This is a genomic window from Nitrosomonas aestuarii (assembly GCF_003046585.1).
Classification (GTDB): domain Bacteria; phylum Pseudomonadota; class Gammaproteobacteria; order Burkholderiales; family Nitrosomonadaceae; genus Nitrosomonas; species Nitrosomonas aestuarii.
Map to the genome: position 1 here is coordinate 94349 of NZ_QAAE01000003.1, position 20672 is coordinate 115020.

Annotated in this window: 17 protein-coding genes; 10 read left to right on the top strand and 7 right to left on the bottom strand. The window is 44.0% G+C overall.

What is annotated here, in order from left to right; all coding sequences use genetic code 11:
- Window positions 1-61 precede the first annotated feature (61 nt).
- Both C8R11_RS03605 and C8R11_RS16885 read left to right on the top strand, forming a co-directional pair.
- A complete protein-coding gene (locus C8R11_RS03605; protein WP_107794682.1) occupies window positions 62-1738 on the top strand; it encodes an enoyl-CoA hydratase-related protein in 1677 nt (558 codons plus the stop codon).
- A gap of 487 nt (window positions 1739-2225) precedes the next feature.
- Window positions 2226-4676 carry a diguanylate cyclase domain-containing protein gene (locus C8R11_RS16885; RefSeq protein ID WP_107794520.1) on the top strand — a complete coding sequence of 817 codons (2451 nt, stop codon included), beginning with the start codon at window positions 2226-2228 and terminating at the stop codon, window positions 4674-4676.
- Window positions 4677-4758: 82 nt separating this feature from the next.
- On the opposite strand, the gene C8R11_RS16020 is transcribed toward C8R11_RS16885, so the two are convergent.
- From C8R11_RS16020 to C8R11_RS03625, 4 genes are all read right to left on the bottom strand, one after another.
- Window positions 4759-4917, bottom strand: coding sequence for a hypothetical protein (locus C8R11_RS16020; protein ID WP_181258146.1), 159 nt, complete (start codon window positions 4915-4917; stop codon window positions 4759-4761).
- Between the two features lie 120 nt (window positions 4918-5037).
- The gene (phoB, locus tag C8R11_RS03615) at window positions 5038-5781 is read right to left on the bottom strand and encodes a phosphate regulon transcriptional regulator PhoB (protein WP_107794521.1); all 744 of its coding nucleotides are present in this window, start codon (window positions 5779-5781) and stop codon (window positions 5038-5040) included.
- Window positions 5782-6007: 226 nt separating this feature from the next.
- Window positions 6008-6685: a sensor histidine kinase gene (locus C8R11_RS03620; protein WP_107794522.1), complete on the bottom strand. Its 678-nt coding sequence runs from the start codon at window positions 6683-6685 to the stop codon at window positions 6008-6010.
- Window positions 6686-6709: 24 nt separating this feature from the next.
- Window positions 6710-8329 (bottom strand): tetratricopeptide repeat-containing response regulator, encoded by a 1620-nt coding sequence (locus C8R11_RS03625; protein WP_107794523.1) that lies wholly within the window; start codon window positions 8327-8329, stop codon window positions 6710-6712.
- Window positions 8330-8644: 315 nt separating this feature from the next.
- Between C8R11_RS03625 and C8R11_RS03630 the strand changes: the two genes are divergently transcribed.
- The 7 genes from C8R11_RS03630 (at window position 8645) to C8R11_RS03660 (ending at window position 17238) form a co-directional block, all read left to right on the top strand.
- On the top strand, window positions 8645-9421 hold the full coding sequence (locus C8R11_RS03630; RefSeq protein WP_107794524.1) for a DUF3450 domain-containing protein: 777 nt from the start codon (window positions 8645-8647) through the stop codon (window positions 9419-9421).
- On the top strand, window positions 9418-10929 hold the full coding sequence (locus tag C8R11_RS03635; protein WP_107794525.1) for a MotA/TolQ/ExbB proton channel family protein: 1512 nt from the start codon (window positions 9418-9420) through the stop codon (window positions 10927-10929). Before C8R11_RS03630 ends, C8R11_RS03635 begins: the two co-directional genes overlap by 4 nt.
- An 11-nt stretch (window positions 10930-10940) precedes the next feature.
- The gene (locus C8R11_RS03640) at window positions 10941-11594 is read left to right on the top strand and encodes a MotA/TolQ/ExbB proton channel family protein (protein WP_244907533.1); all 654 of its coding nucleotides are present in this window, start codon (window positions 10941-10943) and stop codon (window positions 11592-11594) included.
- Entirely contained in the window at window positions 11591-11998 is a 408-nt protein-coding gene (locus C8R11_RS03645) for an ExbD/TolR family protein (protein ID WP_090701589.1), read from the top strand. Before C8R11_RS03640 ends, C8R11_RS03645 begins: the two co-directional genes overlap by 4 nt.
- A 6-nt stretch (window positions 11999-12004) precedes the next feature.
- Window positions 12005-12673, top strand: coding sequence for an energy transducer TonB (locus C8R11_RS03650; protein ID WP_244907534.1), 669 nt, complete (start codon window positions 12005-12007; stop codon window positions 12671-12673).
- 17 nt (window positions 12674-12690) lie between these two features.
- Entirely contained in the window at window positions 12691-13866 is a 1176-nt protein-coding gene (locus C8R11_RS03655) for a tetratricopeptide repeat protein (protein WP_244907535.1), read from the top strand.
- 132 nt (window positions 13867-13998) lie between these two features.
- Entirely contained in the window at window positions 13999-17238 is a 3240-nt protein-coding gene (locus tag C8R11_RS03660; RefSeq protein WP_107794527.1) for a TonB-dependent receptor, read from the top strand.
- Window positions 17239-17284: 46 nt separating this feature from the next.
- On the opposite strand, the gene C8R11_RS03665 is transcribed toward C8R11_RS03660, so the two are convergent.
- The 3 genes from C8R11_RS03665 to C8R11_RS03675 all read right to left on the bottom strand — a co-directional run bounded on the left by C8R11_RS03665 (window position 17285) and on the right by C8R11_RS03675 (window position 18991).
- The gene (locus C8R11_RS03665) at window positions 17285-17668 is read right to left on the bottom strand and encodes a TM2 domain-containing protein (protein WP_090701593.1); all 384 of its coding nucleotides are present in this window, start codon (window positions 17666-17668) and stop codon (window positions 17285-17287) included.
- Window positions 17669-17692: 24 nt separating this feature from the next.
- Window positions 17693-17905, bottom strand: coding sequence for a DUF4177 domain-containing protein (locus tag C8R11_RS03670; protein WP_090701595.1), 213 nt, complete (start codon window positions 17903-17905; stop codon window positions 17693-17695).
- Window positions 17906-17986: 81 nt separating this feature from the next.
- Window positions 17987-18991, bottom strand: coding sequence for a LysR family transcriptional regulator (locus tag C8R11_RS03675; protein WP_107794528.1), 1005 nt, complete (start codon window positions 18989-18991; stop codon window positions 17987-17989).
- Between the two features lie 193 nt (window positions 18992-19184).
- On the opposite strand from C8R11_RS03675, the gene C8R11_RS03680 reads away from it, so the two are divergent.
- Window positions 19185-20660, top strand: a complete 1476-nt coding sequence (locus tag C8R11_RS03680) for a ribulose-bisphosphate carboxylase large subunit (RefSeq protein ID WP_244531927.1) — start codon at window positions 19185-19187, stop codon at window positions 20658-20660.
- The last annotated feature ends 12 nt before the right edge of the window (window positions 20661-20672 follow it).

Here is a 20672-nt window from a genome sequence, read left to right on the forward strand (position 1 = left end):
AGTGAAGATCTTGTTTCTGACACACAGTTTCAATAGCCTCACACAGCGTCTTTTTGTCGAAATGACACGTCGTAATCATGACATTGCCATCGAATTTGATATCAATGATGCCGTTAGCACTGAAGCGGTTGAATTATTTCAACCCGAATTGATTATTGCGCCGTTTCTGAAACGTGCTATTCCTGAAACCATCTGGCGCAGAATTCCGTGTTTCGTCGTTCATCCCGGCATTATAGGTGACCGCGGGCCTTCCGCCCTTGATTGGGCCATCATGTATGAAAAAAAAGAATGGGGCGTAACCGTTTTACAGGCCAATGCGCAAATGGATGCCGGAGATATCTGGGCTACAGAGACTTTTTCGATGCCGTCGATTCACTTGACTAAAAAAAGCAGTTTGTATCGACATCAGGTGGTTGAAGCTGCAGTCTGTGCCGTACTGACAGCTGTTGAACGTTTTGCGTCCGGTAACTATACACCCCTGCCACTGGAATATTCGTATCCCGAAGTGCACGGACGACTGCATCGGCCCATTCGTCAGACTGATCGTGCGATCAATTGGCAACACGATAATACCGATACGGTCTTGAAAAAAATAGCTGCAGCAGATGGGTTTCCGGGTGTGCTCGACACAATTTACAATTCATCCTGGTATTTGTTTGACGCATATCCTGAAGAACACTTAACCGGTGAGCCAGGAGATATTATCGCAACGCGCAATAATGCTCTTTGCCGCGCGACCATTGATGGAGCAGTATGGATCGGTTATTTAAAACCTAAAGCTGAACAGGCCGAAAGTGGTTTCTCGTTCAAACAGGCGGCTACAATGGCTTTGCGGCAACTTCCAGGTGATGTGCTCAAGGACGTGCCTGAAGTCGCTTATGATCCTTTTGTGACCAGTTCGTATAGTACCTATCGTGATATCTGGTTTGAACAGAAGAATGGTGTCGGTTATTTGCATTTCGCCTTTTACAACGGTGCAATGGATACCGGACAATGTGAACGCTTGCGACGAGCTTTTGTACGTGCCACAAAGCAGAATGTTAAAGTAATTGTACTTATGGGCGGGCCGGATTTCTGGTCGAACGGCATTCACCTCAATCATATTGAGCAGGCAGCAAGCCCTGCAGACGAATCCTGGCGTAACATCAACGCCATGAATGATCTAGTACGTGCCATTATCACCAGTGAACGACAAATCACTATCGCCGCTCTGCAAGGTAATGCCGGCGCGGGTGGTGTTTTTCTGTCTCTGGCTGCGGACTATATTTATGCAAGAAAAAGTGTGATTTTGAATCCGCATTATAAAAGTATGGGCAATCTGTACGGATCGGAATACTGGACATATTTGCTGCCCAAACGTGTCAGCCAGGATGCAGCCGTGTCGTTGACACACAACCGCTTGCCGATCGGTGCTCAGGAAGCCGTTAGTATAGGATTGATCGATGCTTGTTTTGCGCTGGATCGGCAGGCTTTTATCAAACAAATCGTGCAACTTGCTGAACAATGTGCCCATGTACCGGATTATTCTGTTCGTCTGCGACTAAAAGTGCAACGGCGTCAATGTGATGAGCAACAAAAACCTTTGCAAAGCTACCGGGAAGCAGAACTGCGTCGTATGAAACTGAATTTTTATGGTTTTGATCCCAGTTACCATGTGGCACGTTATCATTTTGTTTATAAACTGCCGCATGCCTGGACTCCGCTTTATTTGGCCAAGCATCGGCGCGTTACATGCTAATTCTCAAACAACTTAGTCAATGACAGATGCAGCGCGCAGGCAATGGCGTAGCCCTTTGGTAGGTAGTATGCCGCGAATATTTTATTGACGTCATAGGGAATTTTAAACGCAAAAATACAAATTTATATGAAAAACGGGTTACCTTAGGAGTAATTAAAAGTGCAATCTTTAGCATGAGGAAATGGTGTGAAGAAGGTATTTCTGGTATCGTAAAGTTGCAAGGCATATTGGTTTGAAATTTCCGGTATTTTCTTGTGCAAGTTCTGTGCAATATATCCGGTGGGGTCTGTATTATTTAGAATTCTCTGCACTGGTTGAGTCATTTGATTTGGCTATCTAAAGAACGCGATAAAATTGACTGGTTTTGTTCTCGAACACAAAAAAACGCTTCTTTCTTTATAAAACCTGGATCAGGCATATTTATTAGATCGGATTGCTTGCCTCTACGTCTGCATGCCTGATTTTTTGCGATAAAAGGAATTCGTTAATGTACCGCCACATCCAACGATGGCTGAACAACATTGGTGTTCGTAATAAACTCATTCTTTATGTGACTATTCCAATTATCGCAATCCTTTTTTTTGCGATTTCTGGCGCTGCGGAGAAGTACCAGTACTACAAAAATAGCAGGCATACTTACATTTTTTTGTCCATGGTAATCAAGCTTGATAACCTGATATTCGAAATGCAGAAAGAGCGTGGGATCAGTACGGGCCTTATCGAAACCGGTTCTACATTCTTTCAAAAAGAAATAAATGCTCAGCGCGAATTGACTAACAGCGCACTGCGCAGCTATCTCCAACAAAAGAAAGATATTGATTTCAATTTTATAAATGGCGACGCAAATGAACTATCTTCTGATCTGGACAAATCGTTATATGCGCTCCCGGTAATTCGAAGTAACATTGATTCAGTGAACTTTGGTAATACGATTGAAAAATTTTCTGCTTTAAATGCACAGGGCATTAACTTTATTCGAAATCTGCAACAACTATCAAGTAATCAGAGATTAAACAGGTTGATCGACGCCTATAATAACCTACTCTGGTTGCGGGAGCGCGCCGGACAGGAGCGGGCCACATTGATCTGGGTTTTTGCCTCAGGGGAAATTAATGCAGACTATTTTCGTCAGATTATTTCCTATATCGAGTCTCAGGAAACTTTGCTGAAAAACTTTGCAATTAAAACGCCGCTTGAATATCGTGACATGCTTCAACAGCAGCTATCCCACCCTGTAAATGAAAAAGTAACTGAGTTTCGTAATGCGGCCATTAATAAAGTCGTGCGCAACGAGCTATTGAATGAATTACAGTCTCTCATCGGTTACGGAGGGTTCATATACAATTACAAGAATTACGTCATTAACGGCGATAAAGTCCAGTTGGAGAATATCTTGCATCTTGAAGCACAAGTACAAGACCTTTTTAAACGCTTTAAAGATATTCCGGGAATGACTCGAGAAGACCATGTGCACCTGACGGCCATTGAAGAAACATTTGATAATTATTTTAGAATGGTCGCCAAGATAACGACCCTGAAGCAGCAGGGAATACCTATTCAAACTATTGATGAGATAACAAAGGTGGATGATACGTCGGCTTTGCAAGCAATTTCATATTTTCGCAAGGGGCTGGCCGGGAAAGATGCCGTTGCATGGTGGAAAAATTCCACAGAGCGGATTAACCTGATAAAAGAAGCAAGTGATCAACTTAAAATGAGTATTCATGAACAAACTGCTGCCAACATGCATTCGGCGAAGCGCAGTTTGTGGTTGTTCATAAATATTACATTGGTGACCCTGATGTTATCACTTATTCTAGGTATTTTAATTATGCGCAGGCTGGTAAGTGAACTCAAAAATATTTCCAGTAGTATGAGAAGAATGTTTATAGAGCATCGGTACGATCAACCGCTGCTGGTAACTGGAAGGGACGAAGTTGGCATTATGGCACAAACATTCAATCAACTTATGAATGAGCGTCAGAAATTTGAAACAGAATTGCGTCTTTCTGCTGAGGTTTTTGCAAATCTTACAGAAGCAATCATGATTGCCAATGCTGACAGACAAATAAGTATGGTTAATCCTGCATTTGTCCGGGTCTCCGGTTATTGTACGGAAAGGATTTTAGGAGAAGATTTTCTGTTTATGAGTGAAGCCATGGAGGGTGAGGTTGTTGCACGCCAGATGTGGAATAAACTGCTCATTGATTCTCATTGGGAAGGTGAGGTCTGGCACAAAAAACCGGATGGCCAGGAATACCTGGTATGGCTGAATGTCAGTGTGGTTAAGGATACAGCGGGTGTGATAACGCATTATATCGGCATGTTTACTGATATAACTCAACGCAAGCAATATGAAGAAAGTATCTGGTATCAGGCCAATTTTGATGCCTTGACCAGCTTGCCTAATCGTAAAATGTGTATGGATCGTTTGTCTGAGGAATTGAAGATTGCAGAGCGTATGAATACACAATTAGCTGTACTCTTCATTGATCTGGATCGATTCAAACAGATTAACGATACCTTGGGACATCATGCCGGTGATAATTTATTAATAGAGATAGCAACACGTCTGAAGAATTGCGTACGTAAATCGGATATAGTTGCACGGCTGGGTGGCGACGAATTTGTCATTATTTTAAAAAATTATAGAATAATTCCCGATATTCTTATGATCTCTGGAAAAATACTTGCAGTTCTATCAGAACGTGTTTTTCTGAGAGAAAAATCTGAGACATTTACATCCGGTAGTATCGGCATTGCACTTTTTCCCCAGGATGGAAAAGATATCGAAACACTCATGAAGCAGGCGGATGCTGCCATGTATCAGTGCAAACAAGCTGGTCGTAATAAGTTTTTGTTTTATAATGATGAGATACAGCGTGCCGTCATGCTGCACATGAAAACAGAACATGAGCTACTCAATATTGATCTATAGTCAGTCCTCTGTGCGATGGGCTGACTGCCAACCAGACTACACGGTTTTCCAATTGGATATTTTCTTTTGGCTATAACTTTGGCTATATCAATTGCTCGGGTAATCCCCCCGAAAAATAACCGAAGTCAAAAGTAGAATTTTCTTGTAATTTATAGACAGTAGGTTCTACAATGAAGAGACCAAAAACCTCAGCACCGGATCTTTCCAGCCAATCGGCCGTCATCTTATTATCTTTGCTCATGCCGCTCTGGGCAGCGTGGGCGGGCTTTATCTCATAGAATATTTTTTGGCCGCGGCATGATGCCAGTTGAAAGTTGTTCGATGGAGAAGATAGTAAATTTGCAGCGTTGATAGGTTAGCGTCAGGATTGTTGATGCTCTTCTTCAGGATTCATTTCATATTCGCTTGAGAAACGATAACCCGTTCCCCTGACGGTCTGCACCAGGTCTTCTTTGCCGATTTTTTCCAATACCTTGCGTAAACGGCGGATATGGACATCGACGGTTCGATCTTCGATGAAAACATGATCACCCCAGATGCGATCCAGTAACTGTGTGCGGGTATAGACACGCTCTTTGTGCGCCATGAGAAAATGGAGTAGGCGAAACTCAGTGGGGCCGAGTTTAACTTCGGTCAGCTCGGCAGATGTATCGTTCAGATATGCAAATACACGGTGTTTGGTAGGGTCGATTTTGACTCCACCGGCTTCTATAATTTCATCAGATATTTCAGGCACGCGCCGGCGCAATACCGCTTTGATACGGGCAATCAGTTCGCGGGGGGAGAATGGTTTGGTAATATAGTCGTCCGCACCGGCTTCCAGGCCGGAAATTTTGTCATCCAACTCAACCTTGGCCGTTAACATGATGATCGGGATGGCTTGTGTGCGCGAATTGCGCCGCAGTTGGCGGGCGAATTCAATGCCACTCGAGTTAGGCAGCATCCAGTCGAGTAGCACCAGATCCGGCAAGACATTGTTGACCATGACAGTCGCCTGTTCAGCATTTGCCGCACAGACCGGCGCCAGGCCGGACTTTTTTAAATTGTAGGAAATTAGTTCCTGTATTGCCGGTTCATCTTCTACGACCAGTACGGTTATAGACATGAGAGAAGCTCCATCAGATTGTTATAACTGACCAAAGTATTTTAGGGACTCTAAAATCAACAAATTTATGTGATTATTCACTTAAATCTCAGTTAACTTTCCAAGAATGCTATAAAAATTAGGTTACAATTTTGTGACAATTGAAGAAAATTTGTAATAATTGATAATAATACCCGATTATTTCCGATAAAGATCGCGTGTAGTATTCGTAGAAAGCTGTAGGAAATTAAGGCAGCATAATAGAGAAACAACCGCCGCCATTGAGTCCGTCATTGCTGGTGGAGATATAACCGGATTTCCCGTTATTCTGATGCATTTCAGCAGCAATGCTGGAAAAATAAAGTCCAAGCCCTGTACTGCTGGAATTGAAATTGAATTTTTTCTGTTGACTGCAGAATGGCGTTAACAACATCTCATCGGAAAAACCAAAGCCATCATCTTTAATTTGTAAAATAAGGGTGTTACTTTCCTGTCGAGCGCTGATTTCAATTTTTGATTTTGCATGCATGTATAAATTATTCATGATATTGGTCAAAACGCCATTGATGAGATCACAGTCGATATACCAATACAAATCATCTGTACAGTCCACTGTGAGTGTGATGTTTTTGAGAGCAAACAGGGATGTATACTGGTCAATTGCTTCATCGAGAAACTCCTTGATCCCGGTTTCCATGAGATTGGGGAAATATTGTGATTGATTAATACGATACAAGACCAGTAATTGAATCAGATGATTATTAATGCGTTTCCCCTGATATTGCAATTGCTCCAGTTCGGTTTTATTTTCTGCATTAACCGTGGTATTGCTGATTGCATCAATATTATTGATCAATATGTTGAGCGCGTTTTTTATATCGTGAACAGCACTGGCCAGCACAGTTGAAAAATTGATTGTTTTCATGGTTGTCCTTTTATGATGATTGTTTCAAGCTGCCTGACTGCTTAAATCTTCAACGAGTTTAATCAACTGAAAGTACTTCTGATTATGGGGATCGATTTTATGACCCTGTTCGAGAAGTGTTTTGGATAATGAAAAATATTTGCCGGTATCGCCTGTTTTCTTCATTTGCTGGATCATTGAGTAGGCAGCATTAAAATTAATCGTTGCATTGTTTGGCAGGCCTTTAGCTGCCTGAATAAAGAAATCAATCGATTGTTCCAGTTTGCCATCCTGAGCCAACTTTACGCCCTCATTATTGATTCTAATAATTTCTTTTTTTGTGTTTTGAATGATTGCATTGCCTTCTTCGGATCTGCCCGCTTTTTCGTAAATATCTCTGACCTGATTCATCAATTGTTCATTTTCAGAGTGATTGTTGACCAGTTGTTTGATAACGTTAATTGCCAATTCAGGATTATCAAGTGCCAGGCAATTTTTAGTGATGTCCAGTGCGGCTTCCGTACTGATCTCCTCTGATTGCGAATTTATTAGTTTTAATACAGTTTCAAGGTTTTTTCTGCATTTTTCGAGTTCATTGGTTTCACGATACAGAACTGAACTGGCTAGCGCCGTATGGAATCGGGCTTCGGGATTGTTTTTAAAATTCTTTTGTATATTTTCAATTGATTTGGACGCTTCTTCTGTTTTGCCTTGTTTTATCATGGATTTAATCAGACCGGAACAATCGGCCATACTGCTAAGACAGGAGTGCTTGCATTCATTTATGGCATATTCGTATGCTTTCTCGGCAACATCATAGGCACCGTTTATGAGTGCAATAGCTGCTAACTTTCGTTGTCTGACAGGTGATTTGGGCGATCTTCGAATTGCCTGCTGCAGTATATTTTGACTGTTCTCCAATTCGCCCTGTTTTTCCAGCGTGCTGGCAAGCCAGTCCAGTGCATTTACATTTGCGGGGTTGTCTTTGAGCAGCAATTTAAATTGCGTTTCTGCTTCAGAATAATTTCCTTTTTGAAAATATACCTGTCCAAGAGACTGTCTTACCCAGGGTATATTTCTTTCTTTCAGAAGTGATGTGTAAAAATTTTCGGCGTCATTCAGGCGACCGAGCTTTTTGAGTAACTCACCCTTTGTTCTCAGAACTTCCATCTGGCCAGTCGGACTCTCCTGAAGTCTTTGCTCGCATAATGTAATGGCTTTGGAATAATTTTTATCGTAAATGGCAGTAGCTATATTGTCGAGTTGAGCTTTTTTTCGGGAAGCCTTTTCCAGGCGTTTCTGTAATTGTGAAGGTGTAAAAGGTTTGGAAATGTAATCATCCGGTAAAAAATCGATGGCTCCCATGACCATTGCAGACGTGTTCTCCGCTGTAATCATGATAAATGTTGCATTGTATTTTAACAGGTCACGATGGCGAGCTTCTTCCAGAACTTGTTGACCATCTTTTCCGTCCCCGAGCTTGTAATCACACAGCACAATATCAAAACACTGCTTTTCAAGTAATTCGATGGCTTCCTCGCCATTTTTGGCCATTGTGATTTTTTGCGGCATCAAAGGTGAGAGTATTTCGCGTATAAGCAAGCGCATTTTGTCGAAATCATCAACGATTAGAACTGATTTGTTTTTTAGATTCCAGATATTCATAGATGCGTTAGTTTGTTGTGATAACAATCGGTAATTACGTCAATCATTGTGAATGTTTATCGGCCGTAGCTTCTTTTTCTTAATTTCTTCTTTATTTATCGATAAATAATTAAAGACCGGGCGGTTATCGGTAATCAATGAATCAGCTCTCTACCACCTTATTAAATAGCTATATGTAAATTCATTTGTGTGTCATGAAAATGAAACATTTGCTGAGTAGCATGCAGGCATATTGATCAAACATGACAATGTGCTGTTAATAAATACAACATATATGGCTGTTTGATTGCGTTATAAGTTACTGATAAAAAAATTATGTTGAAATATTCGTGGAAGGCTCCTTTTCTTTTATTCGTGCTAAGCATGTCGATATGGCTCGCACCGATGGCTGTGGTAGACGCCGCCAATCTTGGAAACCTGGCGAAATCTTTAGCGAAGATACGAGGCGAGGTTGAATCGCTTCAGACTGAACTTGATCTTGAGAAAGAAAAGCACGCGAGCAGAATTACTTCTTTATCGTCCCAGTTAGCAGATTTGAGTGTGGAAGAAAGAAGGCAAAAAACGGCTATCGAAAAACTCGAGCACACACTTGCAAAACTATCGGAAGCATCTTCGCAGGCAGAACATTCCGGTGAACAGTTAAAACCTGTTTTGCTGAAAGTGCTGGCGAGCTATAAACAATATGTGCTGACCGGGTTCCCATTCAAAGTAGATGATCGCATCCAGGCCATTGAATCTCTTGTGAACAATATAGAAAATCAATTGGTTGATCCGAATAAAGCAGTTAATCAGGCATGGGCATTAATTGAAGATGAAATTCGTTTGAGCAAAGAAAATGGTCTTTATCAACAAACTATCTCACTGGACGGAGAGAAAGTGCTCGCAGATGTGGCAAAGCTGGGAACAGTATTTCTTTTCTTTCAGACCCGGGACAACAGGGCAGGGGTAGCCAGGCAATCGGATGAGCATGGCTGGAAATTTGAGGCGATCAATGCAACGGGTGACATCGAGCGTATTGCAAAGCTGTTTGACGCATTAAAAAAACAAATTCGTCAAGGTTATTTTGAATTACCAAATCCACTCAGAAAATGAAAAAGAATTTTTTGTTGTTTTTAACGCTGGCGTTTTCAGCTGTTATAGTTTTTGCTTCAGTTTCAACCCATGCTGAGGAATCAGTAAATGCAGAGACGGTGTCGCCGGCAAACGGACCGACGCCTGCAGCAGCTACAAATTCGCAACAGCAATCACCTGCACAGGAAAAAATAAACCTGGAAACCGCTTATAAACGCGAGTATGCATTTCTTGAGGCACAGAAAAGAGAACTGATCGAACGTTTGAAAAAATATCAGTCGAGTATACAAAGTGAAGAGCGCGGTCTCAGCAATAAGATTAGTGTACTCGAACGCGGTTCCATTGAACGTTCCGCTAAGATTGATCAACTGAATACATTGCTGGCCGAAGCGGAACGGGACGAAGCAGCGGTATTTGAACGAAGTGATGCATTGGAAATTACGTATGCACAGGCGGAAGCGACACTAAAAAATCACGAAATAACAGTACCTGCGTCATTAATGGAGATGCGTGGGGCTGACCCTACTAAAGTGGGATATATATTTAATCAGGCTTTATCACTGATTCGGGAACTCGGTATGATCCAGACCGAACAAGGCACCTTCTTTCTTGAAAATGGCAAACAGACTCAAGGTGAAATTATTCGTTTAGGTAACATCGCTGCCTATGGTGTCAGTCCAGAAGGCAGCGGCAGCCTGGTCCCGGCAGGTGGTGGTGATTTTAAAATCTGGAGAGAACCCAGTGCGGATAGCGCGATAGCACTGAGTAAAAACCAGCAGCCAGAATTACTACAGCTGTTTCTCTTCGAATCGCGCACCCAGGCCATTGATGAAATGGCTGAAAAAACCATCATCGAAGTTATCCATTCGGGCGGCATTATCGGCTGGGTGATTGTCGGACTTGGTGGATTCGTGTTGCTACTGGCATGCATTCGAATTTATTTGCTGCGTGCCAACAGTTCAAATACGCACGCACTCTCTGACCAGGTGGTACAGCAGGTGATCGCTGGTGATCTGGAAGCGGCCAAAGAAAGCTCTGAAGCGGGGTCTGCTGCAATAACCCGTGTTCTGTCCAACACACTGCGTCACCTGAAAGATGACCGCGATCATATGGAAAGTGTTGTGCATGAAGCGATATTACGCGAATCCGGCGTGCTGGATCGTTTTGGCTCCGCCATTTTAGTGATCGCGTCTGTTTCTCCACTGCTGGGTCTGCTTGGAACCGTTACCGGAATGATAGCGACATTTGACGTCATCACCGAATTTGGCACCGGAGACCCCAAACTGCTGTCCGGCGGCATTTCCATAGCACTTGTGACAACAAAACTCGGTTTGATTGTGGCTATTCCGGCCTTATTAGTAGGTTCAGTATTGTCAGCCTGGGCAAGAAATATTAAACGCGATATGGAACATGCGGCGCTCAGAGTGACCAATGCCTTTCTTGGCGCACCGATGTCGGACTTACAGACAAGTTCTGCAGAATTATCCGCTAGCAACATGACACCAGCCCTGGGTCATCCATCCAGATAGGAAACGAATCAGTGTCTGTCAATCTGCATGAATACATTCTGTTGATTAAGGAGCTGTTCGGCGCCGGCGGCTTTGTCATGCCACCGTTATTTTTGTGCGCTCTGCTGCTTTGGTATGGACTGGGGTACCGCTATTGGACGATGAAGTCAAAGCGTTCCATGTCAATTCATGACATGCTCGATTTTTTTAGTCAAAACATCGATCAATCGCCCCGCAATATCGTTGAACAGGCCGTTCAGCAGGGACTTGCTTTACGTAATAGAGGCGTTAACAATCTGCGGCGCTACCTTGATGAATTTTTTTATGTTTATCTAAAAGAAATCAAAAAATTTTCAGTCATGACCAAAACCATTGTTGTGGTATCCCCTTTACTTGGACTGCTTGGAACGGTTATCGGGATGATTGAAACATTTGATTCGCTGGGATCAATGTCATTATTCACTCAATCTGGCGGTATTGCGGGCGGAATATCGCAGGCATTGATATCCACCCAGACAGGATTGGCAGTCGCAATTCCCGGTATGCTGATTCATAGCATGCTGCATAAGAAGCAACAAAAAATCGAGCGGGAGCTATTACAGATCAGAGAACTGCTGTGCACACAGCCAACCCCATTCACTCAGTCATCACACCTGGCTAATCAGGAAAAAGGTTCTTCATCATGAAATATCACGACGATCCAATAGAAACCGATGCAACCATTGATATCGGTCCGATGATTGATATTGTTTTTATCTTGTTGATATTTTTTATGGTTACGACAACTTTTGTAAAGGATATGAAGCTCGAACTGGAACGCCCTAAGGCGAGCAGTGCGGTGGCTGCATCCAGCAAAGCCATCCGGCTTTTTGTGGATCAGCATGGCGACACATATCTGGATGGCGAACCGGTTCGTATGTGGCTGATACAGAGCAAGCTGCGGGATTTATTAAGCACATCCACCAGTAAAGTTGTTCTGGTAATAACGGATGAAGGTGTTCCTGCCGGTAAGCTGGTTGAAGTTGTGGACCAGGCACGTTTATCTGGTGCGGAAAGTGTAGGCGTGGCAACCAAAAAAGAAGCGGGATAATCAATTATGGAAACAATCACGACAATGACATCAACAAACCAAAAGGGATTCAATGGTAAACATTGGGCGGCAACGTTTTCAATGCTCATTGGCCCGGTGCTGGTTTTTAGTTTAATTCTGGCCATGAATCAGTTTATTGGCAAAGTTGACAAAACACCTGGGCAGGAAATCACTGAAATCAGTATAGTCAAACAGATCCAGGAGCAACCAAAAAAAGAAATCAAAAAGGTAGAGCCACCGCGGCGCATTACACCAAGTCAGGCGCCTGCGCCATTTACCGGGCTCGATACGGCACTATCCGGAATTGATCTTGGGCTGTTGGGTTTTAATGCCGGACAGCTTGGTAATCTGGATGATTCGTTAATCGGCAATAAGGGTAATGTGGTAATGACGGCCGATCTGGTTGATGTGCCGCCCAAAGCAATATCGCAAAGTGCATTCAGATATCCACCTTCGGCAAAAAAGAACGGTGTCAAAGGGTATGTGGTTTTATCGATACTGGTCAGTGAAAAAGGTTCGGTAGATCAAGTTCAGGTGCTGGAATCAAACCCGTCCGGTGTTTTTGATGCAGCTGCCCTGCAAGGCATACGTTCCTGGCAATTCGAGCCGGCTAAATATCAAGGTGATGTCGTCAAAGTGTGGGCTAAGCAAAGAATCCGCTTTGACTTGTCCTGATTGAGCTGAATACAACTGTGCCTAGTATCGTATTTCCGTTTTTCAGAAGCCTTTGCCTGCTTAGTGTCGTTATCTGGCTGGGATTGCAAGGTATGTCTGTGTGGGCGGGTGATAACAAATCACAGCAGACAGATTTTATGGAATTGGCTGCAGTGATGTTGCGGGACGGCCATAGTGACCGTGCCTTGTTGGCATTGCAGAGCGTGGATCTGGAGGATGAAAAAACGGACCTGTCGCGCTACTACACGTTGCAGGGCCTGGCTTATCTAAATCTGAACGATTTTCATGCAGCGAAGGACAGCTTGCAGTCGGCGGTGAAGAGCGGTCAGGCGGATTCGGTTATTTTTGTTTATCTGGCACAGGCGCATTATTCACTTAAAGATTATCGAAGCACGATTCAAGCCATCGATAAATCGGGTGCGCATGCCGAAAAAGCCAACTTAATTACTTTAAAAGCACAAGCCCATTGGCACTTGGAAGAACCGGCCGCTGCTATCAATGCTCTGAATGAAGGAATACGCCTGTTTCCGCAAGATTATGGCTTTCTCAGACGCAAGGTGTTTTATTTCGTGGAGTTGCAGTTGTTTCATGAAGCTACCCAGCTAGGGAGGCGATATCTTGCGCAATCGAAAGCTGCTGCAGAAGATTATATTGCGATAGGCAACGCGCTGCGGTTAAGCAGGCAATACAAGGAAGCGCTGGATATTCTGGAAATCGCCCGTTTGCAATTTAATAATAACCAGATGGTTGCAAAACTTTTGGCACATACCTATCTTGATCAAGGGCAACTCAATTCGGCGGCATTTATTCTTGAGCAGGCAGCATTGCTTAATCCGGATTTGTTATCGGAAGCGGCGGAAGTCTACCGCCGGGCAAATCGCTTTCATAAAGCGTTAACGCTCAATGAAGGCGTGCAGGATCAAAAAATAAAATTAAAGCAACGTTTGTCAATTTTATTGGCGCTCAAGCAATTTGAACGCGCCGCCAATATGGAGTCTGCTTTGTACCGGACGGGACTGCTTGAAGACCAGCATGTACGTTACGCCTTAGCATACGCGTATTTTTCAAGTGGTCGTTTTGCCGAAGCCAATAAGCACCTGGATCATTTGTCCGAGAGCGAATTGTTTAGAAAAGGCGTGGAGCTGCGCCGTTTGATGCAAGTGTGTAAAGAAGAACCATGGAAATGTATTTAGCAGTTGTTTGTTTTGCATCTCGGGCGCATAGCGTATTCGGTTTGCCTCCAACTTATTACAGATATATCTCCTTAATGATCGGAAGCCGCTTAAGCTAACAATAACCCGCAGTCTGATCAATCATTTTTCCTCATGAACACCCTTTTAAAAACGGTTAAAAACAAAATCAAAAAAAGCCTTTCCTGTCTGGCTGTATGGATGCTGGTCGGTTTGTTTTGCGCTTACGCATGGGGAGAAACCGAACAACCGGAACTGGCTGAATTCTCAATTCACCTGTTTCAGGAAGGTTTGCCAATTGTGGATGCCGAATTAACAGTCATCAGTGTGGACTATGATAAAACCGATACGCAATTGATTAATGATTCACCTTCCGTATTCAGTTGGCGCACCGATGGCGAGGCGGCTATCAAAACAAATGACAACGGCAGTGTGGCAGCAAAACTGCCGCCGGGTGAATATCATATGAAAGTGACAACAAGCGACCAGTCATATGTATTTGATCTGCCGCTACGGCCGGCTGAGAATGTACAGATTTTGCTGACTTTTTATCCGGATGGCCGCGTGCCGCAGCTGAATATTGAAAGCTCGGTGACTGGTACCGTTGCAGGTGTTGAAGAGACAGCGGAAGAAAAAATCATTGAAGGCGATGGCGTGATCAGTGTGAAAGTGCTTTCCGTAGAAACAAACAGACCGGTTAAAGATGTACAGGTTTTTGTGAGTGGTCTCCGGCAGCAGCTCAGAACCGATGATGAAGGCAGGCTGGAAGCCACGATTCCAGTCGGCAGTTACAGTGTTTCGTTACTGCATCCAGCTTATAGCAGTCAGACCCAGGATGAAGTTGAGATTATCATTAATCAGACGACTGAAATAGCCTTCAGCTTGACTCCTGCAGGTGTTGAACTGGCTGAATATGTAGTATTGGAACCCCATCTGGCGGGTACGTTGGCTTCTGTAATGGAAGAACAAAAAACATCGACCGAAGTGACAACGGTCCTGGGCGCCGAACAATTCAGCCGCAGCGGGGATTCGGATGTTGCCAGTGCATTGCGCAGAGCATCCGGTTTAACGCTCGTCGGCGGTCAGTTTATTTTTATTCGCGGCCTGGGTGAACGATTTTCATCGACACTGGTAAACGGTGCTGCGGTTCCGAGTCCGGATGCAACTCGTCGCGTTGTGCCGCTGGATCTTTTTCCCACGAATTTTCTGGACAGTGTACTGGTGCAAAAAACCTATTCAGCAGATCGCCCGGGTGAGTTCGCGGGCGGGACACTGGAAATGCGTACGCGCGGCATACCGGACGAGTTTTTCTTTAATCTGAGCGCGAGTACCGGGTTTAATGACAATACATCATTTGCTGACGGACTTTCTTACAAAGGCGGCGGCATCGATTTTCTGAGTTTTGATGATGGCGCGCGTGATCTCCCCGGCTCAATTGCTGCAGCGACAGCCAATGGCGGAACCATACAACCTCAAACGCTTTTTAATCCTGGCGGCTTTACAGCTGCAGAAATTGAATCCTTCGGCGAAGACATCTCAGGTGTATGGGATGTAACGGAGAAAAAACAGGGACCTGATGCCGGATTTCAGGCGGCGTTGGGAGATGTGTTTAACATGGGCAATTTCAGGGCGGGTTATATCGCTGCCGGTGGCTGGAATCAGCAATTCAGAAATCAGAATGAAATCAATCGGGAATACACCCCAACAACGACAGATGACAGTTTAAGGCTGATTCAGGATTTCGATACCAGACGTACGCTAAGTACTATGGAATTGAATGGTTATGTGGCGGCGGACTTGGAGTACAAGGATAATCACCGGATTTTCACCAGAACCATGTTTCTGCGTCAGGCGGTCGATGAGGCCCGAATCAGTCAGGGCTTTACCGATGCCGAGGTTACCGATGTGCGTCGAACAAAACTGCGGTTTTTTTCCAACCAATTATTTATGCAACAGGTCGGTGGCGATCACCGGTTCGACTGGGCAAAGGATTTATCGATTAACTGGTTGTATACTAATGCAACTGCAAACCGGGAAGAACCCAATACACGGGACTATCGTTTTGATGAATTAACCGATGGCAACTTTGCATTATCCCGAAGAGCGGATAGCAACCAGATTTCTTTTGGTGATCTGACTGATAAAGATGAAAGCTGGCGCGTAGATACCAAATTGCCTTTAGAATTTTTTCAGGATTATAAGGTTACATTAAACGGCGGTTTCATTCTTCAGGACAAAACACGCAAATCCGGTATTCAGCGTTTTGCTTTTTTCCCGGTAGGGCCGAGCGGTTCAGATCCGGCTGTTTTGCGACAATCATCACTGGAATCCATTCTTCAACCGTCGAATATCGGATCGAATGGTTTCCAACTACGTGACACTACGCGTCCAACCGATAGCTATAATGCGTCACAGAAACTGTTTTCCTATTATGGGAAAGTGGATCTTGCACTATATGATCGTGTCAATATTACAGGGGGTGCAAGATGGGAAAAGAATGACCAGTTTGTCGAAACATTCCAAAATGTTGCCAACTCGAATCAGTCAGTCACAAGTGAAATCAATCGTACGGATATGCTGCCTTCGGCCACAGCCACCTGGATGATATCCGATAAGCAGCAATTGCGCGCCGGCTTCAGCCAGACAATCTCAAGACCGGATTTCAGAGAATTGTCGCCGGCACCTTTTACCGATCTGAATACCAATCAGGAAACAACCGGTAATCCGAATTTGCAACAAACGGATATCACCAATTTCGATGTGCGCTGGGAGTACTTTATGTCTCCGAGTGAGGTAGTGATGGCGAGTTTCTTCTGGAAAGACCTGACACAGCCGATCGAGCTGGTGACATTACCAGGCACAGCCGGATTGCAGACTTATCAGAACGCCGACAAAGCAACAGTATTTGGGTTTGAAGTGGAATTACTCAAGGATTTAGGTTTTATCCATCCTGTGATGCAAAACTTTTATGCAGGTGGGAACTATACCTGGTCGGATTCCAATGTGAAATTGAACGCTCAGAATCTGGGAGCGCAAACGACAAATAATCGCCCGCTCCAAGGGCATTCTGCGCAAATTTTCAATTTCCAGATCGGCTATGAAAATCCCGGTTGGGGAACGCAGGCAACACTGCTGTATAACATCGCGAGTAAGCGTATTGTCTCGGCCGGTCTGCTGGGTGCGCCTGATAAATATGAGGAACCGTTCCACCAACTGGATTTTGTATATAACCAGACTGTTAATAAATGGTTGTCAGTTCGCCTGAATATGCAAAATTTACTGGATGATGATGTTTTGATTTTACAAGGTGGCGAATTGACACGTCAATTCCGCAGAGGGCGTCAGTTTAATCTGGGTGTGCGGATCAGTTTCTGATTGAAATCAAAGCCGTGTTAGACGCTCTAACATATCAGAGGTATTTTTATTTCTTGATTATTTGGCGGTATATCTTCTCCGAGACGCAGTTGTTGTAAACTTGAACAATAGTCTGCGATTTGAAAAGCGCATAAAATTCGATAACCGTGATGATGATAATCAGTAAAATGCCAACGATGGTCAGAGGAGTGAACAACATTATCGCACCTGCCAGGAAAACGGCAATATTGAAAAAACCGCGTATCCATTTTCCTAAATAAAAATGGTGAAGACCGGCAATGAACAGATAGTTTAAGGTTGCATAAGTATCCGGGTCTTTTAACTGTTTTTCTGCCTCTTTATGAAAAGCAAACCGCTTGTCATCCGGTAATGCACGAATCAGTTTACGCAGACGTTCTTCTTCTTCAAGTGCTTCATCGCTTGATACCATGAGTAATGCCTGCAGTCTCGTGCGCTAACGGCCGAGCGTGATGATGACGGCTTCACGCTTCCAGAATAACATAAAGCGTTTTTGTTCAACCAATTGAAATACCAATTGCCAACCGTCAGCGGCTTCTTTATTGAGAATTGTTTCCAGCTTTTTAAGCGGCAGACCTGAAGCGCCTAAAAAAATGGTGCCCAGACCACCTTCTGCAATATGCAGTATTTTATATTCATTGTATGCCATGAGATTTATTCCTCAAGCGTTCTTGTAATTGTAGGATTATAAAATGTAACTGAAAACAAATCGGAAATATTTTGTCATAAATCACGAGTCTGACGATACATTCTTGATTCTGAATTGATTTGAACTTTTCTGGTTTTGATTGGGTAACAGTGGACAGTGACCGGTACTCGCATAGTGGCAAGAAACATCGGTCAACAGTTGTGATGCCTGCTGTAAGTATTCTAGAAATACTTGCGCCACGACCGACAACTGCTTTCCTGCTGGATAGGCATAATACCAATGGCGATTAATGGGCAAGCCTTTTACATCCAACACAACGAACTGCCCCGCAGGTGCGTCCAGCGCAATAGTATGGTGTGACAGGATTGATATGCCCAATCCTCCAATAATGGCCTGTTTGATTGCTTCATTACTGCCCAGTTCCATTCTCACTTTGAGTTTCAGATTCAGGTCAGCAAAAAAACGTTCAGTAGCTATGCGCGTACCGGAACCAGACTCGCGGGATAAAAACGACTCTTTGACGATGCGCTTCGCTGTAATTCCTTTTTCACTGGCGAGTGGATGATCAACCGATGCAAGTGCGACCAGCTGATTTTCCAGGAATGTTTCAGCAATCACATCTATCTCCTTAGGGGGTTGTCCCAAAACATAAAGATCATCCTGATTGTTGGCTAAACGCTCCAGAATATGTGCGCGGTTACTTACTTTCAGAGAAACTTCAATTCCAGGATATTTGCGGCAAAACATGCCAAGTAATCGCGGTACAAAATACTTGGCCGTTGTTACCACTGCAAGTCGCAGTTTGCCGGTCTTCATTCCTTTCATATCTGCAGCAATCATTTCAAAACGCTCGAAACGTTTGAAAATATCCTGATTCATTTCATGCAGTTCTTTTCCCGCATCAGTGAGGTAAATTTTTTTGCCAATTTGTTCGAACAGTGGCAAGCCGATTGCATCAGTTAGCTTCTTGATTTGCATGGACACTGTTGGTTGGGTCAAGAACAATTCTTCTGCAGCACGCGTGTAACTACCATAACGAACGATTGCTTCAAAGACTTCAAGTTGGCGCAAAGTGCTATGACGCATCGTGATCCCTCCATATCATAGATTATAATCTATAGTATACATAGAAAACTATGACTATTATAAATGCATATAATAGTGCATGATACCTGAAGCCCGCTATAGGATGCTTTTTTATTGATCCGGTGTGCACGCTGATCTCGTTGTTAAAAATGTATATACAGTGGGTTTCCTAAATATTCTGGAGATAAAAATTATGGCTTCTCAAACTATGAAAGAAGGTAAAGAGCGTTATAAGTCAGGTGTCATTCCGTATAAAAAAATGGGCTACTGGGAACCCGATTACAAGCCCAAAGACACCGATGTTATTGCAATGTTTCGGATTACACCGCAAGCAGGGGTTGATCATGAAGAGGCAGCGGCGGCAGTCGCGGGCGAATCCTCCACAGCTACATGGACTGTAGTGTGGACAGACAGGTTGACTGCATGCGAGTTATATCGTGCTAAAGCCTATCGTTCTGAACTTGTGCCTAATACTGGTCCTGGTACCGATAACGAGGCGCAATACTTTGCTTACATTGCATACGACCTGGATCTGTTCGAAGAAGGATCAATTGCTAACCTGACTGCTTCCATTATCGGTAATGTGTTTGGTTTCAAAGCGGTTAAGGCACTGCGGCTGGAAGATATGCGCATTCCGGTTGCTTATCTCAAAACATTTCAGGGTCCAGCAACCGGTATCGTTGTTGAACGGGAACGTTTAGATAAATTTGGCCGCCCATTGTTAGGCGCTACAACTAAACCGAAACTGGGTCTTTCAGGTCGCAACTATGGACGCGTGGTGTATGAAGGTCTCAAAGGCGGCTTAGACTTCATGAAAGATGATGAAAACATTAACTCTCAGCCATTTATGCATTGGCGTGATCGTTTTCTGTATTGCATGGAAGCCGTAAACAAGGCGTCGGCAGCCACCGGTGAAGTTAAAGGGCATTATTTGAATGTCACGGCCGGAACCATGGAAGATATGTATGAACGTGCAGAGTTTGCCAAATCGCTGGGCTCCGTCATTGTCATGATTGATCTGGTGGTCGGTTATACCGCGATTCAATCAATGGCTAAATGGGCACGCAAAAATGACATGATATTGCATCTGCATCGCGCTGGTAACTCAACTTATTCACGTCAGAAAAATCACGGCATGAATTTCCGCGTCATTTGCAAATGGATGCGAATGGCCGGTGTAGATCACATTCATGCAGGTACTGTTGTTGGCAAGCTTGAAGGCGATCCACTCATGATCAAGGGGTTTTATGATACTTTACGTGAAACACGTACTGAGAAAAGCCTGGAGCATGGATTGTTCTTCGATCAGGATTGGGCATCTCTGAATAAATGCATGCCAGTAGCTTCAGGTGGTATTCATGCAGGCCAGATGCATCAACTCATTGATTATCTGGGTGAAGATGTGGTGTTGCAGTTTGGTGGCGGTACCATTGGCCATCCTCAAGGCATACAAGCTGGAGCAACAGCCAATCGCGTCGCGCTTGAAGCCATGATTCTGGCACGGAACGAGGGTCGTGACTACGTGAAAGAAGGTCCGCAGATACTTGCAGATGCTGCTAAATCGTGTACGCCGCTCAAACAGGCACTGGAGACATGGAAAGATATTACGTTCAACTATGAATCCACCGATACGGCTGATTTTGTACCATCCACTACCGCAAGTGTTTAATCATATTCAGGA

Bases quoted from the DNA above. Each gene is read 5' to 3' on its own strand.
- C8R11_RS03605 (WP_107794682.1), top strand. From the start codon at position 62: ATGACACGTCGTAATCATGACATTGCCATCGAATTTGATATCAATGAT.
- C8R11_RS16885 (WP_107794520.1), top strand. From the start codon at position 2,226: ATGTACCGCCACATCCAACGATGGCTGAACAACATTGGTGTTCGTAAT.
- C8R11_RS16020 (WP_181258146.1), bottom strand. From the start codon at position 4,917: ATGAGCAAAGATAATAAGATGACGGCCGATTGGCTGGAAAGATCCGGT.
- phoB (WP_107794521.1), bottom strand. From the start codon at position 5,781: ATGTCTATAACCGTACTGGTCGTAGAAGATGAACCGGCAATACAGGAA.
- C8R11_RS03620 (WP_107794522.1), bottom strand. From the start codon at position 6,685: ATGAAAACAATCAATTTTTCAACTGTGCTGGCCAGTGCTGTTCACGAT.
- C8R11_RS03625 (WP_107794523.1), bottom strand. From the start codon at position 8,329: ATGAATATCTGGAATCTAAAAAACAAATCAGTTCTAATCGTTGATGAT.
- C8R11_RS03630 (WP_107794524.1), top strand. From the start codon at position 8,645: ATGTTGAAATATTCGTGGAAGGCTCCTTTTCTTTTATTCGTGCTAAGC.
- C8R11_RS03635 (WP_107794525.1), top strand. From the start codon at position 9,418: ATGAAAAAGAATTTTTTGTTGTTTTTAACGCTGGCGTTTTCAGCTGTT.
- C8R11_RS03645 (WP_090701589.1), top strand. From the start codon at position 11,591: ATGAAATATCACGACGATCCAATAGAAACCGATGCAACCATTGATATC.
- C8R11_RS03650 (WP_244907534.1), top strand. From the start codon at position 12,005: ATGGAAACAATCACGACAATGACATCAACAAACCAAAAGGGATTCAAT.
- C8R11_RS03660 (WP_107794527.1), top strand. From the start codon at position 13,999: ATGAACACCCTTTTAAAAACGGTTAAAAACAAAATCAAAAAAAGCCTT.
- C8R11_RS03665 (WP_090701593.1), bottom strand. From the start codon at position 17,668: ATGGTATCAAGCGATGAAGCACTTGAAGAAGAAGAACGTCTGCGTAAA.
- C8R11_RS03670 (WP_090701595.1), bottom strand. From the start codon at position 17,905: ATGGCATACAATGAATATAAAATACTGCATATTGCAGAAGGTGGTCTG.
- C8R11_RS03675 (WP_107794528.1), bottom strand. From the start codon at position 18,991: ATGCGTCATAGCACTTTGCGCCAACTTGAAGTCTTTGAAGCAATCGTT.
- C8R11_RS03680 (WP_244531927.1), top strand. From the start codon at position 19,185: ATGGCTTCTCAAACTATGAAAGAAGGTAAAGAGCGTTATAAGTCAGGT.